This window comes from Pseudomonas sp. 05N36 (assembly GCF_056397385.1).
This window is the reverse complement of record NZ_JBFTNH010000005.1, coordinates 18,387-37,184: the sequence shown is the minus strand read 5'-3', so window position 1 is coordinate 37,184 and position 18,798 is coordinate 18,387. Positions and strand designations below refer to the sequence as shown.

Below are 18,798 nucleotides of genomic sequence, written 5' to 3'. Positions count from 1 at the left end.
GACCTGTCTGCGCCGGTCATACCATCGCTTCCAAAGGGCACTGCCGCAAGGTATGTGCCTCACCGAGACGAAAGGCGCACAAAGCCGCCGCTGGGAGAGACGCGATGTTCAGCAAGCAAGACCAGATCAAGGGTTACGACGATGCACTGCTGGCGGCGATGAATGCCGAAGAGCTGCGCCAGGAAGATCACATCGAGCTGATCGCGTCAGAGAACTACACCAGCAAACGCGTCATGGAAGCGCAAGGCAGTGGCCTGACCAACAAATACGCCGAAGGTTATCCAGGCAAGCGCTACTACGGCGGCTGCGAGCACGTCGACAAGGTCGAAGCGCTGGCCATCGAACGCGCCAAACTGCTGTTCGGTGCCGATTACGCCAACGTCCAGCCGCACTCCGGCTCGTCGGCCAACAGCGCCGTTTACCTGGCCCTGCTGCAACCCGGCGACACCATTCTCGGCATGAGCCTGGCCCATGGCGGTCACCTGACCCACGGCGCCAAGGTGTCGTCCTCGGGCAAGCTGTACAACGCCGTGCAGTACGGCATCGACACCAAAACCGGCCTGATCGACTACGACGAAGTCGAGCGTCTGGCCGTCGAATGCAAGCCGAAGATGATCGTCGCCGGCTTCTCGGCTTACTCCAAGACTCTGGACTTCCCGCGTTTCCGTCAGATCGCCGACAAGGTGGGTGCGCTGCTGTTCGTCGACATGGCGCACGTTGCCGGTCTGGTCGCGGCCGGCCTGTACCCGAACCCGCTGCCGTATGCCGACGTGGTGACCACCACGACCCACAAGACCCTGCGCGGTCCGCGTGGCGGTCTGATCCTGGCCAAGGCTAACGAAGAAATCGAGAAAAAGCTCAACGCCGCAGTCTTCCCCGGTGCCCAGGGCGGCCCGCTGATGCACGTGATCGCCGGTAAGGCGGTGTGCTTCAAGGAAGCGTTGGAGCCTGGTTTCAAGGCTTACCAGCAACAAGTGATCGATAACGCCCAGGCCATGGCCAGCGTATTTATCAAACGCGGCTACGATGTAGTGTCCGGCGGTACTGATAACCACCTGTTCCTGGTGAGCCTGATCCGTCAGGGCCTGACCGGTAAGGAAGCCGACGCCGCTTTGGGTCGTGCCCACATCACCGTGAACAAAAACGCCGTACCGAACGATCCACAATCGCCGTTCGTCACCTCGGGCCTGCGTATCGGCACCCCGGCGGTCACCACTCGCGGCTTTAAAGTTACCCAGTGCGTTGAACTGGCCGGCTGGATCTGCGACATCCTCGACAACCTCGGCGACGCCGATGTCGAGGCCAATGTTGCCAAGCATGTGGCAGCTGTGTGCGCGGACTTCCCGGTTTATCGCTGAGCGCGGTTTTGGAGTAAATGACTATGCAACGCTACTCAGGCTTCGGCCTCTTCAAACACTCCCTCAGCCACCACGAAAACTGGCAGCGGATGTGGCGCACGCCGACTCCGAAAAAAGTCTACGACGTGGTCATCGTCGGCGGCGGCGGGCATGGTCTGGCGACCGCCTATTACCTGGCCAAGGAACACGGCATCACTAACGTGGCCGTGGTCGAAAAAGGCTGGCTGGGCGGCGGTAACACCGCGCGCAACACCACCATCGTGCGTTCCAACTACCTGTGGGACGAATCGGCCCACCTGTACGAACACGCGATGAAACTCTGGGAAGGTCTGTCCCAGGACTTGAACTACAACGTGATGTTCTCCCAGCGTGGCGTCTACAACCTGTGCCACACCCTGCAGGACATCCGTGATTCCGAGCGTCGGGTCAGCGCCAACCGCCTCAACGGCGTCGATGGCGAACTGCTCACCGCTCAGCAAGTGGCTGACGAGATTCCGTACCTCGACTGCTCGAAAAACACTCGCTACCCGGTGATGGGCGCTACCGTCCAGCGTCGCGGCGGCGTGGCCCGTCACGATGCCGTGGCCTGGGGCTTTGCCCGTGCAGCCGACGCCTTGGGCGTGGACCTGATCCAGCAAACCGAAGTGATCGGTTTCCGCAAGGAAAACGGCGTGTGCATCGGTGTTGAAACCAACAAGGGCTTCATCGGCGCCAAGCGCGTCGGTGTGGTCACCGCCGGTAACTCCGGGCACATGGCCAAACTGGCCGGTTTCCGTCTGCCGATCGAATCCCACCCGCTGCAAGCGCTGGTGTCCGAGCCGATCAAACCGATTATCGACAGCGTGATCATGTCCAACGCCGTACACGGTTACATCAGCCAGTCCGACAAGGGCGACCTGGTCATCGGTGCCGGTATCGACGGTTACAACGGCTACGGCCAGCGCGGTTCGTACCCGGTGATCGAGCACACCATCCAGGCCATCGTCGAGATGTTCCCGGTGTTGTCCCGCGTACGCATGAACCGCCAGTGGGGCGGCATCGTCGACACCACCCCGGACGCCTGCCCGATCATCTCGAAAACGCCGGTACCGAACATGTTCTTCAACTGCGGTTGGGGCACCGGTGGTTTCAAAGCGACTCCAGGCTCGGGCAACGTGTTTGCCGCCAGCCTTGCCAAGGGTGAAATGCACCCATTGGCTGCACCTTTCTCCATCGACCGCTTCCACAGCGGTGCGTTGATCGATGAACACGGCGCTGCTGCGGTTGCCCACTAACAGGAGAAATCCCTATGTTGCACATCTTCTGTCCTCACTGCGGCGAACTGCGCTCCGAAGAGGAATTCCATGCATCCGGCCAGGCGCACATCCCGCGCCCACTGGACCCGAGCGCCTGCACCGACGAGGAGTGGGGCGACTACATGTTCTTCCGTGATAACCCTCGCGGGTTGCACCACGAGCTGTGGGATCACGTTGCCGGTTGCCGTCAGTATTTCAACGTCACCCGTGACACCGTGACCTACGAGATTCTCGAAACCTACAAGATCGGCACCAAGCCGCAGTTCACCGACAAGACTGAAAGTCCGAAAGCGGCCGCGCAGGCTCTGGGAGCGAAGGTATGAGCCAGATCAATCGCCTGTCCAACGGTGGACGGATCGACCGCAACAAAGTCCTGAGCTTCACTTTCAACGGTCAGGTCTACAAGGGCTTTGAAGGCGACTCCCTGGCCGCTGCATTGCTGGCCAACGGCGTCGACATCATCGGTCGCAGCTTCAAGTATTCGCGTCCTCGCGGGATCTTCGCCGCAGGCGCTGAAGAGCCGAACGCGGTGCTGCAGATCGGTGCTACCGAAGCCACGCAAATTCCTAACGTGCGCGCCACTCAACAGGCGCTGTACCAGGGCCTCGTCGCCACCAGCACCAACGGCTGGCCGAGCGTGAACAACGACATGATGGGGATTCTCGGCAAGGTCGGCGGCAAGCTGATGCCACCGGGCTTCTACTATAAAACCTTCATGTACCCGCAATCGTTCTGGATGACCTACGAGAAGTACATTCGTAAGGCTGCAGGTTTGGGTCGTTCGCCGACCGAAAACGATCCGGACACTTACGACTACATGAACCAGCACTGCGACGTGCTGATCGTCGGCGGTGGCCCGGCTGGTCTGGCGGCTGCCTTGGCGGCTGCGCGTAGCGGCGCCCGAGTGATTCTGGCCGATGAACAGGAAGAGTTTGGCGGTAGCCTGCTCGATTCCCGTGAAAGCCTCGACGGCAAACCTGCGACTGAATGGGTGGCCAGCGTTATCGCTGAACTCAAAGGCTTGCCGGACGTACTGCTGTTGCCTCGTGCAACCGTCAACGGTTACCACGACCACAACTTCCTGACCATTCACGAGCGCCTCACCGATCACCTCGGCGACCGTGCACCGATCGGCCAGGTTCGTCAGCGTATCCACCGGGTTCGCGCCAAGCGTGTGGTGCTGGCGACGGGGGCTCACGAGCGTCCGCTGGTCTACGGCAACAACGACGTGCCGGGCAACATGCTCGCCGGCGCCGTCTCGACTTACGTGCGCCGTTACGGCGTAGCACCGGGCAAGAAACTGGTGCTGTCGACCAACAACGATCACGCCTACCGCGTGGCGCTGGACTGGCTCGACGCCAGCCTGCAAGTGGTGGCCATCGCCGATGCGCGGAGCAATCCTCGCGGTGCGCTGGTAGAAGAAGCACGCGCCAAAGGCATCCGTATCCTGACCGGCAGTGCCGTCATCGAAGCACGCGGCAGCAAGCGCGTCACCGCTGCTCGTGTTGCCGCAATCGACGTCAAGGCGCACACCGTCACCAGCCCTGGCGAATGGCTTGAATGCGATCTGGTTGCCAGCTCCGGCGGCTACAGCCCGGTGGTTCACCTGGCGTCGCACTTGGGCGGCAAACCGATCTGGCGTGAAGACATCCTCGGTTTCATCCCGGGCGAAGCACCGCAAAAACGCGTCTGCGTGGGCGGCATCAATGGCGTCTACAGTCTCGGCGATTCCCTGGCCGACGGTTTTGAAGGTGGCGTGCGCGCGGCCAGTGAAGCCGGCTTCAAAGCGGTCGAAGGCGTCCTGCCAAAAGCCCTGAGCCGTGTCGAAGAGCCGACTCTGGCGCTGTTCCAGGTGCCGCATGAAAAGGCTACCGCACGTGCGCCGAAGCAATTCGTCGACCTGCAGAACGACGTCACCGCTGCCGCCATCGAACTGGCGACCCGCGAGGGCTTCGAGTCGGTCGAGCACGTCAAGCGTTACACCGCACTGGGCTTCGGTACTGACCAGGGCAAGCTCGGCAACGTCAACGGTCTGGCCATCGCCGCCCGTTCGCTGAACGTGACCATCCCGCAGATGGGCACCACCATGTTCCGCCCGAACTACACGCCGGTGACTTTCGGCGCGGTAGCCGGTCGTCACTGTGGGCACATCTTCGAGCCAGTGCGTTACACCGCACTGCACGCCTGGCACGTGAAGAACGGCGCCGAGTTCGAAGACGTCGGTCAGTGGAAGCGTCCTTGGTACTTCCCGAAAAACGGTGAAGACCTGCATGCCGCCGTCAAGCGCGAATGCCTGGCCGTGCGTGAAAGCGTTGGCCTGCTGGATGCCTCGACACTCGGCAAGATCGACATTCAAGGCCCGGATGCGCGTGAGTTCCTCAACCGCGTCTACACCAACGCCTGGACCAAGCTCGACGTGGGCAAGGCTCGCTACGGCCTGATGTGTAAAGAAGACGGGATGGTCTTCGACGACGGCGTTACTGCATGCCTCGCCGACAACCATTTCGTGATGACCACCACCACCGGCGGCGCTGCGCGCGTGCTGCAATGGCTGGAAATCTACCACCAGACCGAATGGCCAGACCTGAAGGTGTACTTCACCTCGGTTACCGACCACTGGGCAACTATGACCCTGTCCGGGCCGAACAGCCGCAAGCTGCTCAGCGAAGTTACCGACATCGATCTGGACAGGGACGGCTTCCCGTTCATGACCTGGAAAGAAGGTTTGGTCGGTGGCGTGCCGGCGCGGGTGTTCCGGATTTCGTTTACCGGTGAGCTGTCGTACGAAGTCAACGTACAGGCCGACTACGCCATGGGCGTCCTGGAAAAAATCGTCGAGGCTGGCAAGAAGTACAACCTGACGCCGTACGGCACTGAAACCATGCACGTCCTGCGGGCCGAGAAGGGTTTCATCATCGTCGGCCAGGACACTGACAGCTCGATGACCCCGGACGACCTGAACATGGGCTGGTGCGTCGGTCGCACCAAACCGTTCTCGTGGATCGGCTGGCGTGGCATGAACCGTGAAGACTGTGTGCGTGATCAACGCAAACAGTTGGTCGGCCTCAAGCCGATCGACCCGACCAAATGGCTGCCGGAAGGTGCGCAACTGGTGTTCAACACCAAGCAAGCGATCCCGATGAGCATGGTCGGTCACGTGACCTCCAGCTACGCCCACAACTCCCTTGGCTATTCGTTTGCCATGGGTGTGGTCAAAGGCGGCTTGAAGCGCCTCGGCGAGCGCGTGTTCGCGCCGTTGGCCGACGGCAGCGTGATCGAAGCGGAAATCGTTTCTTCGGTGTTCTTCGATCCGAAAGGCGATCGCCAGAACATCTAGTGGCCTCGAATCCTGTGGGGTGGCAGCTGCACCGCGTTGACTGCATCGCGAGCAGGCTCGCTCCCACAGGAGATCGCGTAACCCTTGTGGGAGCGAGCCTGCTCGCGATGGCGGCGAAGTTGCCACCACCAGGGCCGGAACCAACAGAATTCAAGACAGGTGCTTTATGACCACAGCCAACGTTTACCAACAGCGCCCAACCACTGGGGCAAAGGCCGAGTCGTCGCTGCACCACGCGGGCCTGCAAAGCCTGGTGGGCAAGGGCCGTAAAAACGCCGGTGTCACCGTGCGTGAGAAAAAACTCCTGGGTCACCTGACCATTCGTGGCGATGGCCACAATCCGGCATTCGCCGCTGGCGTGCACAAGGCCCTGGGCCTTGAGCTGCCGGTCGCGCTGACCGTGGTCGCCAAAGGCGAAACCAGCCTGCAATGGATGGGCCCGGACGAGTGGCTGCTGATCGTGCCGAGCGGTGAAGAATTCGCCGCCGAGAAAAAACTGCGCGAAGCGCTGGGCGATCTGCACATCGCCATCGTCAACGTCAGCGGTGGCCAGCAGCTTCTTGAGCTGAGCGGCCCGAAAGTCCGCGAAGTGCTGATGAAGTCCACCAGCTACGACGTGCACCCCAACAACTTCCCGGTGGGCAAAGCCGTGGGCACCGTGTTCGCCAAGTCGCAACTGGTGATCCGCCACACCGCTGAAGACACCTGGGAACTGCTGATTCGCCGCAGCTTCTCGGATTACTGGTGGCTGTGGTTGCAGGATGCGGCGGCTGAGTATGGCCTTAGCGTCCAGGCCTGATCTGTGGCGAGGGAGCTTGCTCCCGCTGGGCTGCGCAGCAGCCCCAATGCCATCTATAGCATTCCGCCAGTGAGACCGAATCCGTAGATTTACGACTGCTACGCAGCCGACGGGAGCAAGCTCCCTCGCCACAAAGGAGTCACCGCATTATGAGCCGCGCCCCAGACACATGGATTTTGACTGCCCATTGCCCAAGCGTCCTGGGCACGGTGGATGCGGTGACCCGCTTTCTGTTCGAACAGGGTTGCTACGTTACCGAGCACCACTCCTTCGATGATCGGCTGTCTGCACGTTTCTTCATTCGCGTGGAGTTCCGTCAGCCGTCGAGTTTCGACGAACAGGCATTCCGCACAGGCCTGGCCGAACGGACCGACGCGTTCGGCATGGTGTTCGAACTGACCCCGCCGCACCATCGGCCGAAAGTGGTGATCATGGTCTCCAAGGCCGATCACTGCCTCAACGATTTGCTCTATCGCCAGCGCATCGGCCAACTGGCGATGGATGTGGTCGCGGTGGTGTCCAACCACCCGGACCTCAAGCCGCTGGCCGACTGGCATGGAATTCTCTATTACCACTTCCCGCTCGACCCGAACGACAAGCCTGCACAAGAGCGGCAGGTCTGGCAGGTGATCGAAGAGTCCGGTGCAGAACTGGTGGTGCTTGCGCGCTACATGCAAGTGCTGTCGCCGGAGCTGTGCCGCAAGCTCGACGGTAAGGCGATCAACATTCATCACTCGTTGCTGCCCGGTTTCAAAGGCGCCAAGCCGTATCACCAGGCGTACAGCAAGGGCGTGAAACTGGTGGGCGCCACGGCGCACTACATCAACAACGACCTCGACGAGGGCCCGATCATCGCCCAAGGCGTGGAAGCGGTGGATCACAGCCATTACCCCGAAGACCTGATTGCCAAAGGCCGGGATATCGAGGGGCTGACGTTGGCCCGGGCAGTGGGTTATCACATTGAACGACGGGTGTTTCTCAACGCCAACAGAACAGTAGTTCTTTAGATCGTCATCGCGAGCAGGCTCGCTCCCACAGGGGGGCGTGTCAGCACTCGGATCTCAGTCACACCAAAGATCCACTGTGGGAGCGAGCCTGCTCGCGATGGCGGCATAACAGACAACACAAAAGCAAACAGGCAATAAACCCGAGCAATCAACGCGCCGCCGATTCCTGGCGACGCGACCGCTACATAAAAACAACAGCGAGGTGAAAGCATGTCTGGTAATCGTGGTGTGGTGTATCTCGGCGCAGGCAAGGTCGAAGTACAGAAAATCGACTATCCCAAAATGCAGGACCCGCGCGGCAGGAAGATCGAGCACGGCGTCATCCTGCGCGTGGTATCCACCAATATCTGTGGTTCCGACCAGCACATGGTACGTGGTCGCACCACGGCCCAAACCGGCCTGGTACTGGGTCACGAGATCACCGGTGAAGTGATCGAGAAGGGCAGCGGTGTCGAGAACCTGCAGATCGGCGACTTGGTGTCGGTACCTTTCAACGTTGCCTGTGGCCGTTGCCGTTCGTGCAAAGAGCAACATACCGGCGTCTGCCTGAGCGTTAACCCGGCGCGTCCGGGCGGTGCCTATGGTTATGTCGACATGGGTGACTGGACCGGTGGCCAAGCCGAATACGCGTTTGTGCCGTATGCCGACTTCAACCTGCTGAAACTGCCGGATCGCGACCGGGCCATGGAAAAAATCCGTGACCTGACCTGTCTCTCCGACATCCTGCCCACCGGTTACCACGGCGCAGTGACTGCCGGCGTTGGCCCTGGCAGCACCGTGTACGTCGCCGGCGCCGGCCCGGTTGGCCTGGCAGCTGCCGCTTCCGCTCGCCTGCTGGGTGCTGCGGTGGTGATCATCGGTGACGTCAACCCGATCCGCCTGGCCCATGCCAAGGCTCAGGGTTTCGAAATCGCCGACCTGTCGACAGACACCCCACTGCACGAACAAATCGCTGCACTGCTGGGCGAACCGGAAGTGGACTGCGCCGTCGACGCCGTGGGCTTCGAAGCCCGTGGTCACGGCCATGCCGGCGTGAAACACGAAGCACCGGCCACCGTACTCAACTCGCTGATGGGCGTGGTTCGGGTTGCCGGCAAAATCGGTATCCCTGGCCTGTACGTGACAGAAGATCCAGGTGCAGTCGATGCAGCCGCGAAAATGGGCAGCCTGAGCATCCGCTTCGGTCTGGGCTGGGCCAAATCCCACAGCTTCCACACCGGCCAGACCCCGGTGATGAAGTACAACCGCCAGCTGATGCAGGCGATCATGTGGGACCGCATCAAGATTGCCGACATCGTGGGTGTCGAGGTCATCAGCCTTGATGACGCACCACGTGGTTACGGCGAATTCGATGCCGGTGTACCGAAGAAGTTTGTGATCGATCCGCACAAGATGTTCAGTGCGGCGTAAGGCTTAGGGCAAGACGGAAAAAAGGGCGACAGTGATGTCGCCCTTTTTTGCATTCATGACAGCGCATCCCCTGTGGGAGCCGGCTCGCTCCCACAGGTTTTGTTTTGTGCCTTGATTCAGAGTCCCGCCAACGCCCCTTGATACAACACCGGCCCCGTCGGCTGCCCGGTCGGCGAACCGCCTTCGGGCTCCAGGCTGACCGCCAGCGCTATCGGTTTACCCAGCAGCGCATGCTGTTTCTCGCTCAACGCGACCCGACCTTTGCCGCCGGCCGGGATCACGCCCAGGGAAATCGGTTTGCCATCCGCTGGAACCGCCCACAACTCGAGGCTGTGTCCGGGGGCGACGGTGGCCAGGGCCAGCGGTTCGACTTGCAGATAATCGTCGTGAGCCTTGATTCGCAAGGCAGGCTGCGCGCTGGCGCTGAGCAAGGTGGCGCTGTACTGGCTGCTGTCACGGTTGTAGAGAATACCCAGCGTCACGGCCACCAGCAGTGAGCAGACCGCAACTGTCACGCGCAACCAGTTCCAGAACGGACGTTTGGCCGGCATGTGCAGTTCTTGCGGTTCGATCCGCGCATTGATGGCTGTCCATACCCGGTCGGGCACGGGCACTTCCACCAAGGGTTCGTTGAGGCTGGCCAGGCTTTCTTGCCACTTGGCCAGTTCGACGCGCAGTTCGGCGTCGTCCAGCAGCAGCTGTTCGAAGCGGCGGCGCGCGGCGGCGGGCATCAGGCCAATCGCGTAATCGGCGGCGAGGGCGCGGCGCAAGTGCTGGTTTTGATAGTTCATGATTCAAGGCACCTGCGCAGGCGCTCCATGCCACGGCGAATCCAGGACTTGACCGAGCCCAGGGGCGCCGCCAGATGATCGGCCAGTTCAGAACAGGACAAACACTGAAAGTAGGCCACGGTGATCGATTGACGCTGCATGTCTTCAAGGGTCTCCAGGCAGCGCTTCAGCGCGCTGGCTTCACGGTCGCTGCTGAGTAGCTCCTGGGCCGAGGGCGCTTCGTCGACCAGCGCCTGTTCTTCCCGTTCGCTGAGGCGAAGGTCGCGGTGTTTGCGTAACTGGTCGATGGCCTGGTTGCGGGTGATGTTGATCATCCAGGTCATTGGCGCCGACAAATGCGCCTGGTAGCGCGAGGCGTTGTTCCAGATGCGCACGAAGCTTTCCTGCAGCACTTCTTCGGCCAGGTCGCTGCGTCCCATGAAGCGTAGCGCTACACCATGCAGGCGCGGTGCAACGCTGTGGTAGAGCGTCTCGAACGCACGGCGGTCACCCAGTGAACATTGGGCGAGTAGCTGTCTGAGCGGTTCAGCGTCGGCGGTGGAAATGACCGTTCTCCAAGTAATCCCGGTGGGTATGCGCTGTCGGTTGCAGGCTGAGGTTAGTTCACGGCACGTTGTTGTTCCATTCACGGCGACAGCCCTCAAGGCAGCGCCGGCCCTGATCGACAGGGCCGGCGTCAGTGCTTAGCTTTTCGGCATCAGCACTTTGTCGATGACTTGAATCACGCCGTTGGATTGGTACACGTCATAGGTCGTGATGTCGGCGGTGGCGCCTTTTTCGTCCTTGAGGGTGATGTTGTGCGGGCCGTTCATCGTCACCCACAGCTTGCCGCCGCTGACGGTGGTGAGTTCGGCTTTACCGCCGCCGGCCTTGATCTGCTGGGCCAGCGTCGCCATGTCGAGTTTGCCGGCGACCACGTGGTAGGTGAGGATGTGGCTCAACGTGGCTTTGTTCGCGGGTTTGAGCAGGGTGTCGACGGTGCCGGCGGGCAGGGCGGCGAACGCCGAGTTGACCGGTGCGAACACGGTAAACGGGCCTTTACCCTTGAGGGTATCGACCAGGCCGGCGGCTTTCACCGCGGCGACCAGAGTGGTGTGATCCGCCGAGTTCACGGCGTTATCGATGATGTCCTTGCTCGGCATCATGGCTTGTCCGCCGACCATTACAGAGTCGTGGCTCATGTCCGCCGCGTGCACGCTGTTGAGGGTCAAACCGCAGGTCACGGCCAGGCTCAGCAGGCTGGCGATCAACGGGGCTTTAATCGAAGTGCGCTTCATGGTGATTGTCCTAGGTGAGGAATCGGCCAGGAATGTCTGTCCGTGCTTGATATACGCAGTGGGTCAGAGATCGGATGCAGCGCAGGAAAATTGTTTTTCGGCTAGATTTCACGCAAGCCGGTGCGGCGCACAATGGCCGGCAACACGTAATGTCGCGACCAGCTGAACGGCTGGTTTCCACCACCTGATTGCAGGTGGTTTTCAGGGCTCAGGAGTTGGTTTCGATGAAGATTTCCCGCGGTTTTGCTTTGGCTTCGCTCATGACGCTGGCGACCAGCCCGGTCTTCGCCGCAGGCTTCAGCCTGAACGATGTGGCCGGTGCCGTGTCTGGTATGCAGGGCAGCGACAAGACGGCTGCCGCTGCACCGACCCCGCAGGCAGCAGGCTTGTTGAGTGCGCTGAGTTCGCTGAACGTCACCCCGGAGCAGGCGATTGGTGGCACGGGAGCCATGTTGGGGCTGGCGAAGAATCAGTTGGGCGCGTCCGATTATTCCCAGTTGACCAATCAAGTGCCGGGTCTTGATCAGCTGTCGGGCAGCAATGCATTGGGCAGCCTGGGTGGCTTGAGCGGTCTGCTCAGTGGTTCGCCGGGTAAGTCGACAGGCCTGGACAGCGCCTTGGACAACGTGAAGAACACCAGTGACCTGAACAACGCCTTCACCGCTTTGGGCATGGACAGCGGCATGATCGGCCAGTTTGCCCCGATCCTGCTGCAATACCTCGGTMAGCAGGGCGTTGGCGGTTCGCTACTCAACAGCCTCGGCGGGATCTGGGGCGTCGGCGGCTGATTCAACCCGCTCGGCGCGCAAGGCGTCGATGCGTGAGTCTTTCTCGGTCCAGAACGGGTTGACCCGGTTCTGGACGCTCTGGCGAAACGCTGGATCGTTGCAGCGCTAAAAAGGGGGGCGTAGCCACGGAACAATGCCTGACCCATTCCGGTCAAACCAGCAGTTTTCCGCCCGCATTCGGGTGGCTTTCAGGGTTCAGGAGTTGGTTTCGATGAAGATTTCACGTGGTTTTGTTTTGGCTTCGCTCATGACCCTGGCGACCGGCCCGGTCTTCGCTGCCGGCTTCAGCCTGAACGATGTGGCGGGTGTTGTGTCCGGCATGCAGGACGACGACGAGACGGCTGCCGCAACACCGGCCCCGCAGGCAGCAGGCCTGTTGAGCGCGCTGAGTGTGCTGAACGTGACCCCGGAGCAGGCCATCGGTGGCACGAGCGCGATGCTGGGTCTGGCAAAGAACCAGTTGAGCTCGACCGACTATTCACAGTTGACCCAAGACGCGCCGGGGTTGGGCATGCTGTCGGCTGGCGGTGGTCTGGGTATGCTGGGCGGACTGCTCGGTGGCTCGTCCGGCAAGTCGTCGCCTCTGGACAGCGTCCTGGGCAACCTGGATAACGTGAAGAACACCAATGACCTGAGCAGCGCCTTCAGCGCGCTGGGCATGGACGGCGGCATGATCGGCCAGTTTACCCCGATCCTGCTGCAGTTCCTCGGTCAACAGGGTGTCGGCGGTTCGCTACTCAACAGCCTCGGCGGGATCTGGGGCGCCGACGGTTGATTCAGCCCGCTCGGCGCGCAACGCCTCGATGCGTGAGTCCTTCTCGGTCCAGAGCTGGTTGACCCAGTTCTGGACGCTCTGGCGAAACGCCGGATCGTTTTCGTAATCACCTTGGCACAACGCAGGATCCAGCTCACGGGTCTTGATGTCGATGATCACCCTTGGCACTGCACCGCTGATCAGATCCCAGAAACCCGGAATCTTCGCCTGTGGATACACCACGGTCACATCGAGCACCGCATCCAGCTGTTCACCCAGCGCCGCCAATACAAACGCGACGCCGCCGGCCTTGGGCTTGAGCAAGTGCTTGAACGGCGATTGCTGTTCGGTGCGTTTGGCTGGTGTGAAGCGAGTGCCTTCCAGGTAATTGACCACACTCACCGGCTGGCGCTTGAACAGCTCGCAGGCGGCTTTGGTGATCTCCAGGTCCTTGCCGTGCAGTTCCGGGTGCCGGGCCAGGAAAGCTTTGCTGTAGCGCTTCATGAACGGGTAATCCAGTGCCCACCAGGCCAGGCCCAGAAACGGCACCCAGATCAGTTCTTTCTTCAGGAAGAACTTGAAGAACGGCGTGCGCCGGTTGAGCGTCTGGATCAGCGCCGGGATGTCGACCCAGGACAGGTGATTGCTGATCACCAGGTAAGAGGTGTCGACCCGCAGGCCTTCGCCGCCGCGAATGTCCCATTGCGTGGGGATGCACAGGGCGAAAATCAGTTTGTCGATTTCGGCCCAGGTCTCGGCAATCCACATCACTGCCGCGCTGGCATCATCACGAAAGCGCCCCGGCAAGAGCAGTTTCAGCAGGGCAAACACCATCAACGGGCCGAACAGGACCAGGGTGTTGAGCAACAGCAGCAAGGTAGCGAAACAGCCGGTGAGCAGGCGGCGCATAAATGACTCTTGGAAGCGTTTGGGCGCGCAATGATAAGCAGCTTCGGCCCGGAGGCCAAATCCGGGTGGCTGACGAATGTTTCACTTTTGTCTGGGTATGCTCGAACGATCATTACAACTGCGGTCTAAAATCCCGTCGTCCTAATCCCAGGGAATCCATTACGTGAAATCTGTCCTCGCATTGTTAGCCCTTCTGGCTCTGCCGGTCATGGCCGCCGAGCCGACCCTTTATGGTCGTTACGAATACATCAAGCTGCCGGAAATCGGTGGCCAGGTCCTCAAGGCCAAGATGGATACCGGCGCGCTGACGGCGTCCCTGTCGGCCAAGGACATCGAAACCTTCACCCGCAATGGCGAAGACTGGGTGCGCTTCCGTTTGGGCACCAAGGATGCGAGCAACAAGGTCTTCGAACACAAAGTCTTGCGCATCAGCAAAATCAAAAGCCGCGCCGACGAGGAAGATGACAAGGACACGGCGGACGTCGCCAAGCGTCCGGTCGTCGAGCTGGAGCTGTGTCTTGGCAGCATCAAGCGCACGGTCGAGGTCAACCTGACCGACCGCAGCAGTTTCAATTACCCGCTGCTGATCGGTGCCAAGGCATTACGTGAGTTTGGCGCGGCGGTGAACCCGGCCAGGCGCTTTGTCGCGGATAAGCCTGACTGCTGATTGACGCCGAATCAGCCTTGGGGCACCGTTCGCCCACTTAATTGCCGGGCTTGGATGCCATGCCTCATATCCTGATTGTCGAAGACGAAGCGGCAATTGCCGACACGCTGATTTTTGCCTTGCAGGGCGAGGGCTTCACCACCACTTGGTTGAGCCTCGGCGCGGCGGCGCTTGAGCATCAGCGCGCGACACCGGCGGACTTGATCATTCTGGATATCGGCCTGCCGGACATCAGCGGCTTCGAGACGTGCAAGCAATTGCGGCGTTTCAGCGAAGTGCCGGTGATGTTCCTCAGTGCCCGCGACGGCGAGATCGATCGGGTCGTGGGGCTGGAGATCGGCGCCGACGATTACGTGGTCAAGCCGTTCAGCCCTCGGGAAGTGGCGGCGCGCGTCCGGGCGATTCTCAAACGCATGGCGCCGCGCGCGGTGAACGAGTCGTCCAGCGCCGTGTTCCAGGTCGACACCGACCGCGTGCTGATCAGCTATCGCGGTCAACCCCTGGGCCTGACCCGCCACGAATTCCGTCTGTTGCAGTGTTTACTGGAGCAACCTGAGCGAGTCTTCAGCCGCGAGCAATTGCTCGATGCGCTGGGGGTCGCCGCCGATGCGGGTTATGAGCGCAGCATCGACAGCCACATCAAAAGCCTGCGCGCCAAGTTGCGTTTGGTGGCTGCCAGTGCGGAGCCGATCCAGACTCACCGTGGCCTCGGTTACAGCTACAGCCCGGGGAATAGCTGATGCCGTTGGGAATCCGGATTTTCCTGGTCTATGTACTGTTCATCGGCCTGACCGGTTATTTCGTGCTCAGCACGGTGATGGAAGAAATCCGCCCCGGCGTACGCCAGTCCACCGAAGAAACCCTGGTGGACACCGCCAACCTAATGGCCGAAATCCTGCGCGACGACTTCAAGGCGGGCACCCTCAACCAGAATCGCTGGCCCGAATTGCTCAAGGCTTACGGTGAGCGGCAACCGGCGGCGACGATCTGGGGGTTGCCAAAAAATTCGGTCAACCACCGTATCTACGTCACGGATGCCAAGGGCATCGTGGTGCTGGACTCCAGCGACGCAGCAGTGGGCCAGGACTATTCGCGCTGGAACGATGTGTACCTGACCTTGCGCGGCGAATACGGTGCACGTTCGACCCGCAGCATCGCTGACGATGCCACTTCTTCGGTGATGCACGTTGGCGCGCCGATCCGCGATAACGGGCAGATCATCGGCGTTGTCACCGTGGCCAAGCCCAACAGCTCATTGCAGCCTTACGTCGACCGCACCGAACGTCGATTGCTCTGGTACGGCGCCGGGTTGATCGGCCTTGGCTTGCTCTTCGGGGCGGCGTTGTCCTGGTGGCTGAGCGTCGCATTGCGGCGTTTGACCGCCTACGCCCAGGCGGTCAGCGAAGGCCGGCGGGCCGAGCTGCCGCATTATCGCGGGGGGGAGCTGGAGCAACTGGCCACAGCGGTGGAGCACATGCGCACGCAGTTGGAGGGCAAGGCTTACGTCGAACGTTACGTGCACACCCTGACCCATGAATTGAAGAGTCCGTTGGCGGCGATTCGTGGTGCCGCCGAGTTGCTGCAAGGCGAGATGCCGGCAACACAACAACAGCGCTTTGTCAGCAATATCGACAGCGAAAGCGCGCGGATGCAGCAGTTGATCGAACGCTTGCTGAACCTGGCGCAAGTCGAACAGCGTCAAGGGCTGGAGGAGCGCGTGCCAGTGCCGTTGGCAGCATTGGTCGATGAGTTGCTCAGCGGTCAGCATGCGCGCATCGAGCGCAAGCAGTTGAAGATCGAGACGCAGATTTCAACGGACCTGGATGTGCTGGGCGAACCGTTTCTACTGCGTCAGGCGCTGGGCAATCTGCTGGAGAACGCTCTGGATTTCTCCCCGTCCCACGGCGTCTTGCGCTTCACCGCCGAACGTCATGCCGAGCAGGTCGAATTCAAACTGTTCAATCAGGCCGAACCGATTCCGGATTACGCCCTGGGGCGTTTGAGCGAACGCTTCTATTCACTGCCACGTCCGGACAGTGGACGCAAAAGCACGGGCCTGGGGCTTAACTTCGTTGAAGAAGTAGTCAAGTTGCATGGGGGGGAGTTGCATGTCGGCAATGTGCCGAACGGCGTCGAGGTGACGTTGCGCTTACCCCGCTGATCGTTCTGTGTGGGAACGATTGGTAGCTTCTCCACACACTCTCCACATTCCCCCCATAAAGCCCTCACACCCATCTTCCAGACTCTCCCTCATTCGAACAGGGAGAGAACCCATGAACCGCAGCTTGGCCATAAAACTTGGGGCGATTGCCCTTCTGATTGTGCTGTTGATGATTCCATTGCTGATGATCAGCGGGGTGATTTTTGACCGCCAGCAACTGCGCAACGGTGTCCTTGAGGACATCGCCCGCAGTTCCAGCTACAGCCAGCAATTGAGCGGCCCGCTGATGGTGGTGCCGTATCGCAAGGCGGTCCGGACCTGGAAAACCAACGAAAAAACCAGCGAGCGTTATCAGGAAACGACTCAGGAACGGGGGCGACTGTATTTCCTTCCTGAACGTTTCGAACTCGATGGCCAGGTTCAAACCGAACTGCGCGCCCGTGGCATTTACGAGGCGCGGCTGTTTCACGCGGATAACCGGATCAGCGGGCACTTCTCTATCCCGGAGCACTTGGGCATCAAGGAGGACTTTTCCGACTACCAGTTCGACCAGCCGTTCCTGACCGTGGGCATCAGCGATATTCGTGGCATCGAAAACGCCTTGAAGCTTGAACTCGATGACCAAAGCCTGGACTTTGTTCCGGGTACGCAAGTGGACTGGCTGGGCGAGGGCGTGCACGCCAGGCTGCCGATGCTGGATGCGAACAAAGCCACAGAACTGGCCTTCGGTTTTGACCTGCGTCTGCAAGGCACCGGTCAGTTGCAGATCACCCCGGTGGGTAAAACCAGCAAAGTCAGTTTGAAAGCCAACTGGCCGCATCCGAGCTTTATCGGCAACTACCTGCCGGCCCAGCGTGAGATAAGTGCTGAAGGTTTCAGCGCCAATTGGCAGACCTCGTTCTTTTCCACCAATCTGGAAGAGGCGCTCAATAGCTGCTTGTCCCATTCCAGCTGTGAAGAGTTCAAAAGCCGCAGTTTCGGTGTCAGCTTCATCGACCCGGTGGATCAGTACCTCAAAAGCGATCGAGCGATCAAATACGCGCTGCTGTTTATCGTGCTGACCTTTGCCGGGTTCTTTCTGTTCGAAGTGCTGAAAAGCCTCGCGGTACACCCGGTTCAATACGCCTTGGTGGGCGTGGCGCTGGCGTTCTTCTACCTGCTGTTGTTGTCACTCTCCGAGCACATCGGCTTTGCCCTGGCGTATCTGCTGTCGGCCGCTGCCTGCGTGTTGTTGATCGGTTTCTATGTTTGCCATGTGCTGCGCAGTGCGCGCCACGGGTTGAGTTTTTCGGCGGGATTGGCGGCGCTCTACGGTTTGCTTTACGGCTTGTTGAGTGCCGAGGATTACGCGCTGTTGATGGGCTCGCTGCTGCTGTTCGGCTTGCTGGGCGTGTTTATGGTGCTGACGCGCAAACTGGACTGGTACGGGATTGGCCAAGGCAAGATCGCCAAGCCGGAGGTGGTGTATGAGTAGGTCGCTGGGGTTGCGCGAGGACCAGTTGCAGGCTGAGTGGTTGGTGATGCAGATTGCCGGGTTGTTTGCGTTGGAGCGGGGTGATGCCCTCATCGGCAAGCCCCGCTCCCTCAGGTCGGCAGGTGCTGCTAAACCTTCGGCACGGTCGCCAGCATCGACGGCCGCTGGCTTACTTCGGCATACCAGGCGCTGAGTTGCGGATTGCTCTTGCGCCACTCCAGGTCCGAATGACGCAAGTCCAGATATCCAAGGGCGCAGGCAACGCTGATGGCCGCGACGTCGAAATGGCTGGTCAGCTCGGCGATGGCGTCGGCTTCCAGCACCGCCAGGGCCCGGCGGATCTTGTCGCGCTGGGCGTCGAGCCATTGGTCCCAGTGTTTCTCCGGGGCGCGCAGGGCGAGTTCGTAACGGATCAGCACCGCGGCGTCCATGATCCCGTCGGCCAGTGCAGCCAGGGTCAGGCGCCGCCAGCGTGCCGTGCCTTCACGAGGGATCAGCGGATTGCCGACATGTTGCTGATCGAGGTATTCGAGGATCACCCGGCTGTCGTACAACACGTTACCGTCGTCCAGGCGCAGCGCCGGGATCTTGCCCAGTGGGTTGTCCTGATTCAACGCGGCGTCGGGGCTGACCGGGGTCAATTGGCTGTGCTGCAGCGCCACGCGGTCCAGTTGACCGGTTTCATGCAGCAGCACCATCACTTTGCGCACGTAGGGCGAAGCAGGGTTGTGGAACAAGGTCATGCTGGGGGCGGACATGGACATTCCTCGG

The 18,798-nt window shown here is 60.8% G+C and carries 18 protein-coding genes and 1 pseudogene; 13 read left to right on the top strand and 6 right to left on the bottom strand.

What is annotated here, in order from left to right; all coding sequences use genetic code 11:
• Positions 1 to 104 precede the first annotated feature (104 nt).
• From glyA to fdhA, 7 genes are all read left to right on the top strand, one after another.
• The gene (glyA, locus tag AC1DIH_RS08560) at positions 105 to 1,358 is read left to right on the top strand and encodes a serine hydroxymethyltransferase (RefSeq protein ID WP_347928190.1); all 1,254 of its coding nucleotides are present in this window, start codon (positions 105 to 107) and stop codon (positions 1,356 to 1,358) included.
• Between the two features lie 23 nt (positions 1,359 to 1,381).
• Positions 1,382 to 2,632, top strand: a complete 1,251-nt coding sequence (locus AC1DIH_RS08555; protein WP_019693993.1) for a sarcosine oxidase subunit beta — start codon at positions 1,382 to 1,384, stop codon at positions 2,630 to 2,632.
• Positions 2,633 to 2,646: 14 nt separating this feature from the next.
• Entirely contained in the window at positions 2,647 to 2,976 is a 330-nt protein-coding gene (locus tag AC1DIH_RS08550; RefSeq protein WP_216743918.1) for a sarcosine oxidase subunit delta, read from the top strand.
• Positions 2,973 to 5,990, top strand: coding sequence for a sarcosine oxidase subunit alpha (locus AC1DIH_RS08545; protein ID WP_477767382.1), 3,018 nt, complete (start codon positions 2,973 to 2,975; stop codon positions 5,988 to 5,990). Before AC1DIH_RS08550 ends, AC1DIH_RS08545 begins: the two co-directional genes overlap by 4 nt.
• Before the next feature lie 166 nt (positions 5,991 to 6,156).
• Positions 6,157 to 6,789: a sarcosine oxidase subunit gamma gene (locus AC1DIH_RS08540; RefSeq protein WP_477771369.1), complete on the top strand. Its 633-nt coding sequence runs from the start codon at positions 6,157 to 6,159 to the stop codon at positions 6,787 to 6,789.
• Between the two features lie 149 nt (positions 6,790 to 6,938).
• Entirely contained in the window at positions 6,939 to 7,796 is an 858-nt protein-coding gene (gene purU / locus AC1DIH_RS08535; protein ID WP_477771368.1) for a formyltetrahydrofolate deformylase, read from the top strand.
• 210 nt (positions 7,797 to 8,006) lie between these two features.
• On the top strand, positions 8,007 to 9,206 hold the full coding sequence (gene fdhA, locus AC1DIH_RS08530; RefSeq protein ID WP_305424815.1) for a formaldehyde dehydrogenase, glutathione-independent: 1,200 nt from the start codon (positions 8,007 to 8,009) through the stop codon (positions 9,204 to 9,206).
• 116 nt (positions 9,207 to 9,322) lie between these two features.
• Here the strand turns inward: fdhA and AC1DIH_RS08525 are convergent, their stop codons facing one another.
• The 3 genes from AC1DIH_RS08525 to AC1DIH_RS08515 are packed head-to-tail and all read right to left on the bottom strand — an operon-like array spanning position 9,323 to position 11,274.
• Positions 9,323 to 9,997: an anti-sigma factor gene (locus tag AC1DIH_RS08525; protein WP_477771367.1), complete on the bottom strand. Its 675-nt coding sequence runs from the start codon at positions 9,995 to 9,997 to the stop codon at positions 9,323 to 9,325.
• Positions 9,994 to 10,626 carry a sigma-70 family RNA polymerase sigma factor gene (locus AC1DIH_RS08520; RefSeq protein WP_477771366.1) on the bottom strand — a complete coding sequence of 211 codons (633 nt, stop codon included), beginning with the start codon at positions 10,624 to 10,626 and terminating at the stop codon, positions 9,994 to 9,996. The genes AC1DIH_RS08525 and AC1DIH_RS08520 overlap by 4 nt, the downstream gene beginning before the upstream one ends.
• A gap of 54 nt (positions 10,627 to 10,680) precedes the next feature.
• A complete protein-coding gene (locus tag AC1DIH_RS08515) occupies positions 10,681 to 11,274 on the bottom strand; it encodes a fasciclin domain-containing protein (RefSeq protein ID WP_019693981.1) in 594 nt (197 codons plus the stop codon).
• Between the two features lie 224 nt (positions 11,275 to 11,498).
• Between AC1DIH_RS08515 and AC1DIH_RS08510 the strand changes: the two genes are divergently transcribed.
• Positions 11,499 to 12,062 carry a DUF2780 domain-containing protein gene (locus AC1DIH_RS08510; RefSeq protein WP_477771365.1) on the top strand — a complete coding sequence of 188 codons (564 nt, stop codon included), beginning with the start codon at positions 11,499 to 11,501 and terminating at the stop codon, positions 12,060 to 12,062.
• Here AC1DIH_RS08510 and AC1DIH_RS08505 read toward each other — a convergent pair.
• Positions 12,021 to 12,161 (bottom strand): annotated as a pseudogene (locus AC1DIH_RS08505) (acyltransferase); the annotation flags it as partial. The gene AC1DIH_RS08510 and the pseudogene AC1DIH_RS08505 sit on opposite strands and share 42 nt — an antisense overlap.
• A 112-nt stretch (positions 12,162 to 12,273) precedes the next feature.
• Between AC1DIH_RS08505 and AC1DIH_RS08500 the strand changes: the two are divergent.
• Complete coding sequence (locus tag AC1DIH_RS08500; protein WP_477771364.1) at positions 12,274 to 12,837, top strand: DUF2780 domain-containing protein; 564 nt, start codon at positions 12,274 to 12,276, stop codon at positions 12,835 to 12,837.
• Here AC1DIH_RS08500 and AC1DIH_RS08495 read toward each other — a convergent pair.
• Positions 12,796 to 13,725 carry an acyltransferase gene (locus AC1DIH_RS08495; protein ID WP_477771363.1) on the bottom strand — a complete coding sequence of 310 codons (930 nt, stop codon included), beginning with the start codon at positions 13,723 to 13,725 and terminating at the stop codon, positions 12,796 to 12,798. The two genes, AC1DIH_RS08500 and AC1DIH_RS08495, sit on opposite strands and share 42 nt — an antisense overlap.
• A gap of 163 nt (positions 13,726 to 13,888) precedes the next feature.
• Here AC1DIH_RS08495 and rloA2 point away from each other — a divergent pair, with 163 nt between their 5' ends.
• From rloA2 to creD, 4 genes are all read left to right on the top strand, one after another.
• Positions 13,889 to 14,392: a retropepsin-like aspartic peptidase RloA2 gene (gene rloA2, locus AC1DIH_RS08490; RefSeq protein WP_477771362.1), complete on the top strand. Its 504-nt coding sequence runs from the start codon at positions 13,889 to 13,891 to the stop codon at positions 14,390 to 14,392.
• A 59-nt stretch (positions 14,393 to 14,451) separates the two neighbouring features.
• The gene (creB, locus tag AC1DIH_RS08485) at positions 14,452 to 15,132 is read left to right on the top strand and encodes a two-component system response regulator CreB (RefSeq protein ID WP_477771361.1); all 681 of its coding nucleotides are present in this window, start codon (positions 14,452 to 14,454) and stop codon (positions 15,130 to 15,132) included.
• Positions 15,132 to 16,553, top strand: coding sequence for a two-component system sensor histidine kinase CreC (gene creC / locus AC1DIH_RS08480; protein WP_477771360.1), 1,422 nt, complete (start codon positions 15,132 to 15,134; stop codon positions 16,551 to 16,553). The genes creB and creC overlap by 1 nt, the downstream gene beginning before the upstream one ends.
• 112 nt (positions 16,554 to 16,665) lie before the next feature.
• Positions 16,666 to 18,027, top strand: coding sequence for a cell envelope integrity protein CreD (gene creD, locus AC1DIH_RS08475; protein ID WP_477771359.1), 1,362 nt, complete (start codon positions 16,666 to 16,668; stop codon positions 18,025 to 18,027).
• Positions 18,028 to 18,155: 128 nt separating this feature from the next.
• Here creD and AC1DIH_RS08470 read toward each other — a convergent pair whose 3' ends face one another.
• Positions 18,156 to 18,785: a glutathione S-transferase gene (locus tag AC1DIH_RS08470; RefSeq protein ID WP_477771358.1), complete on the bottom strand. Its 630-nt coding sequence runs from the start codon at positions 18,783 to 18,785 to the stop codon at positions 18,156 to 18,158.
• Positions 18,786 to 18,798 lie beyond the last annotated feature (13 nt).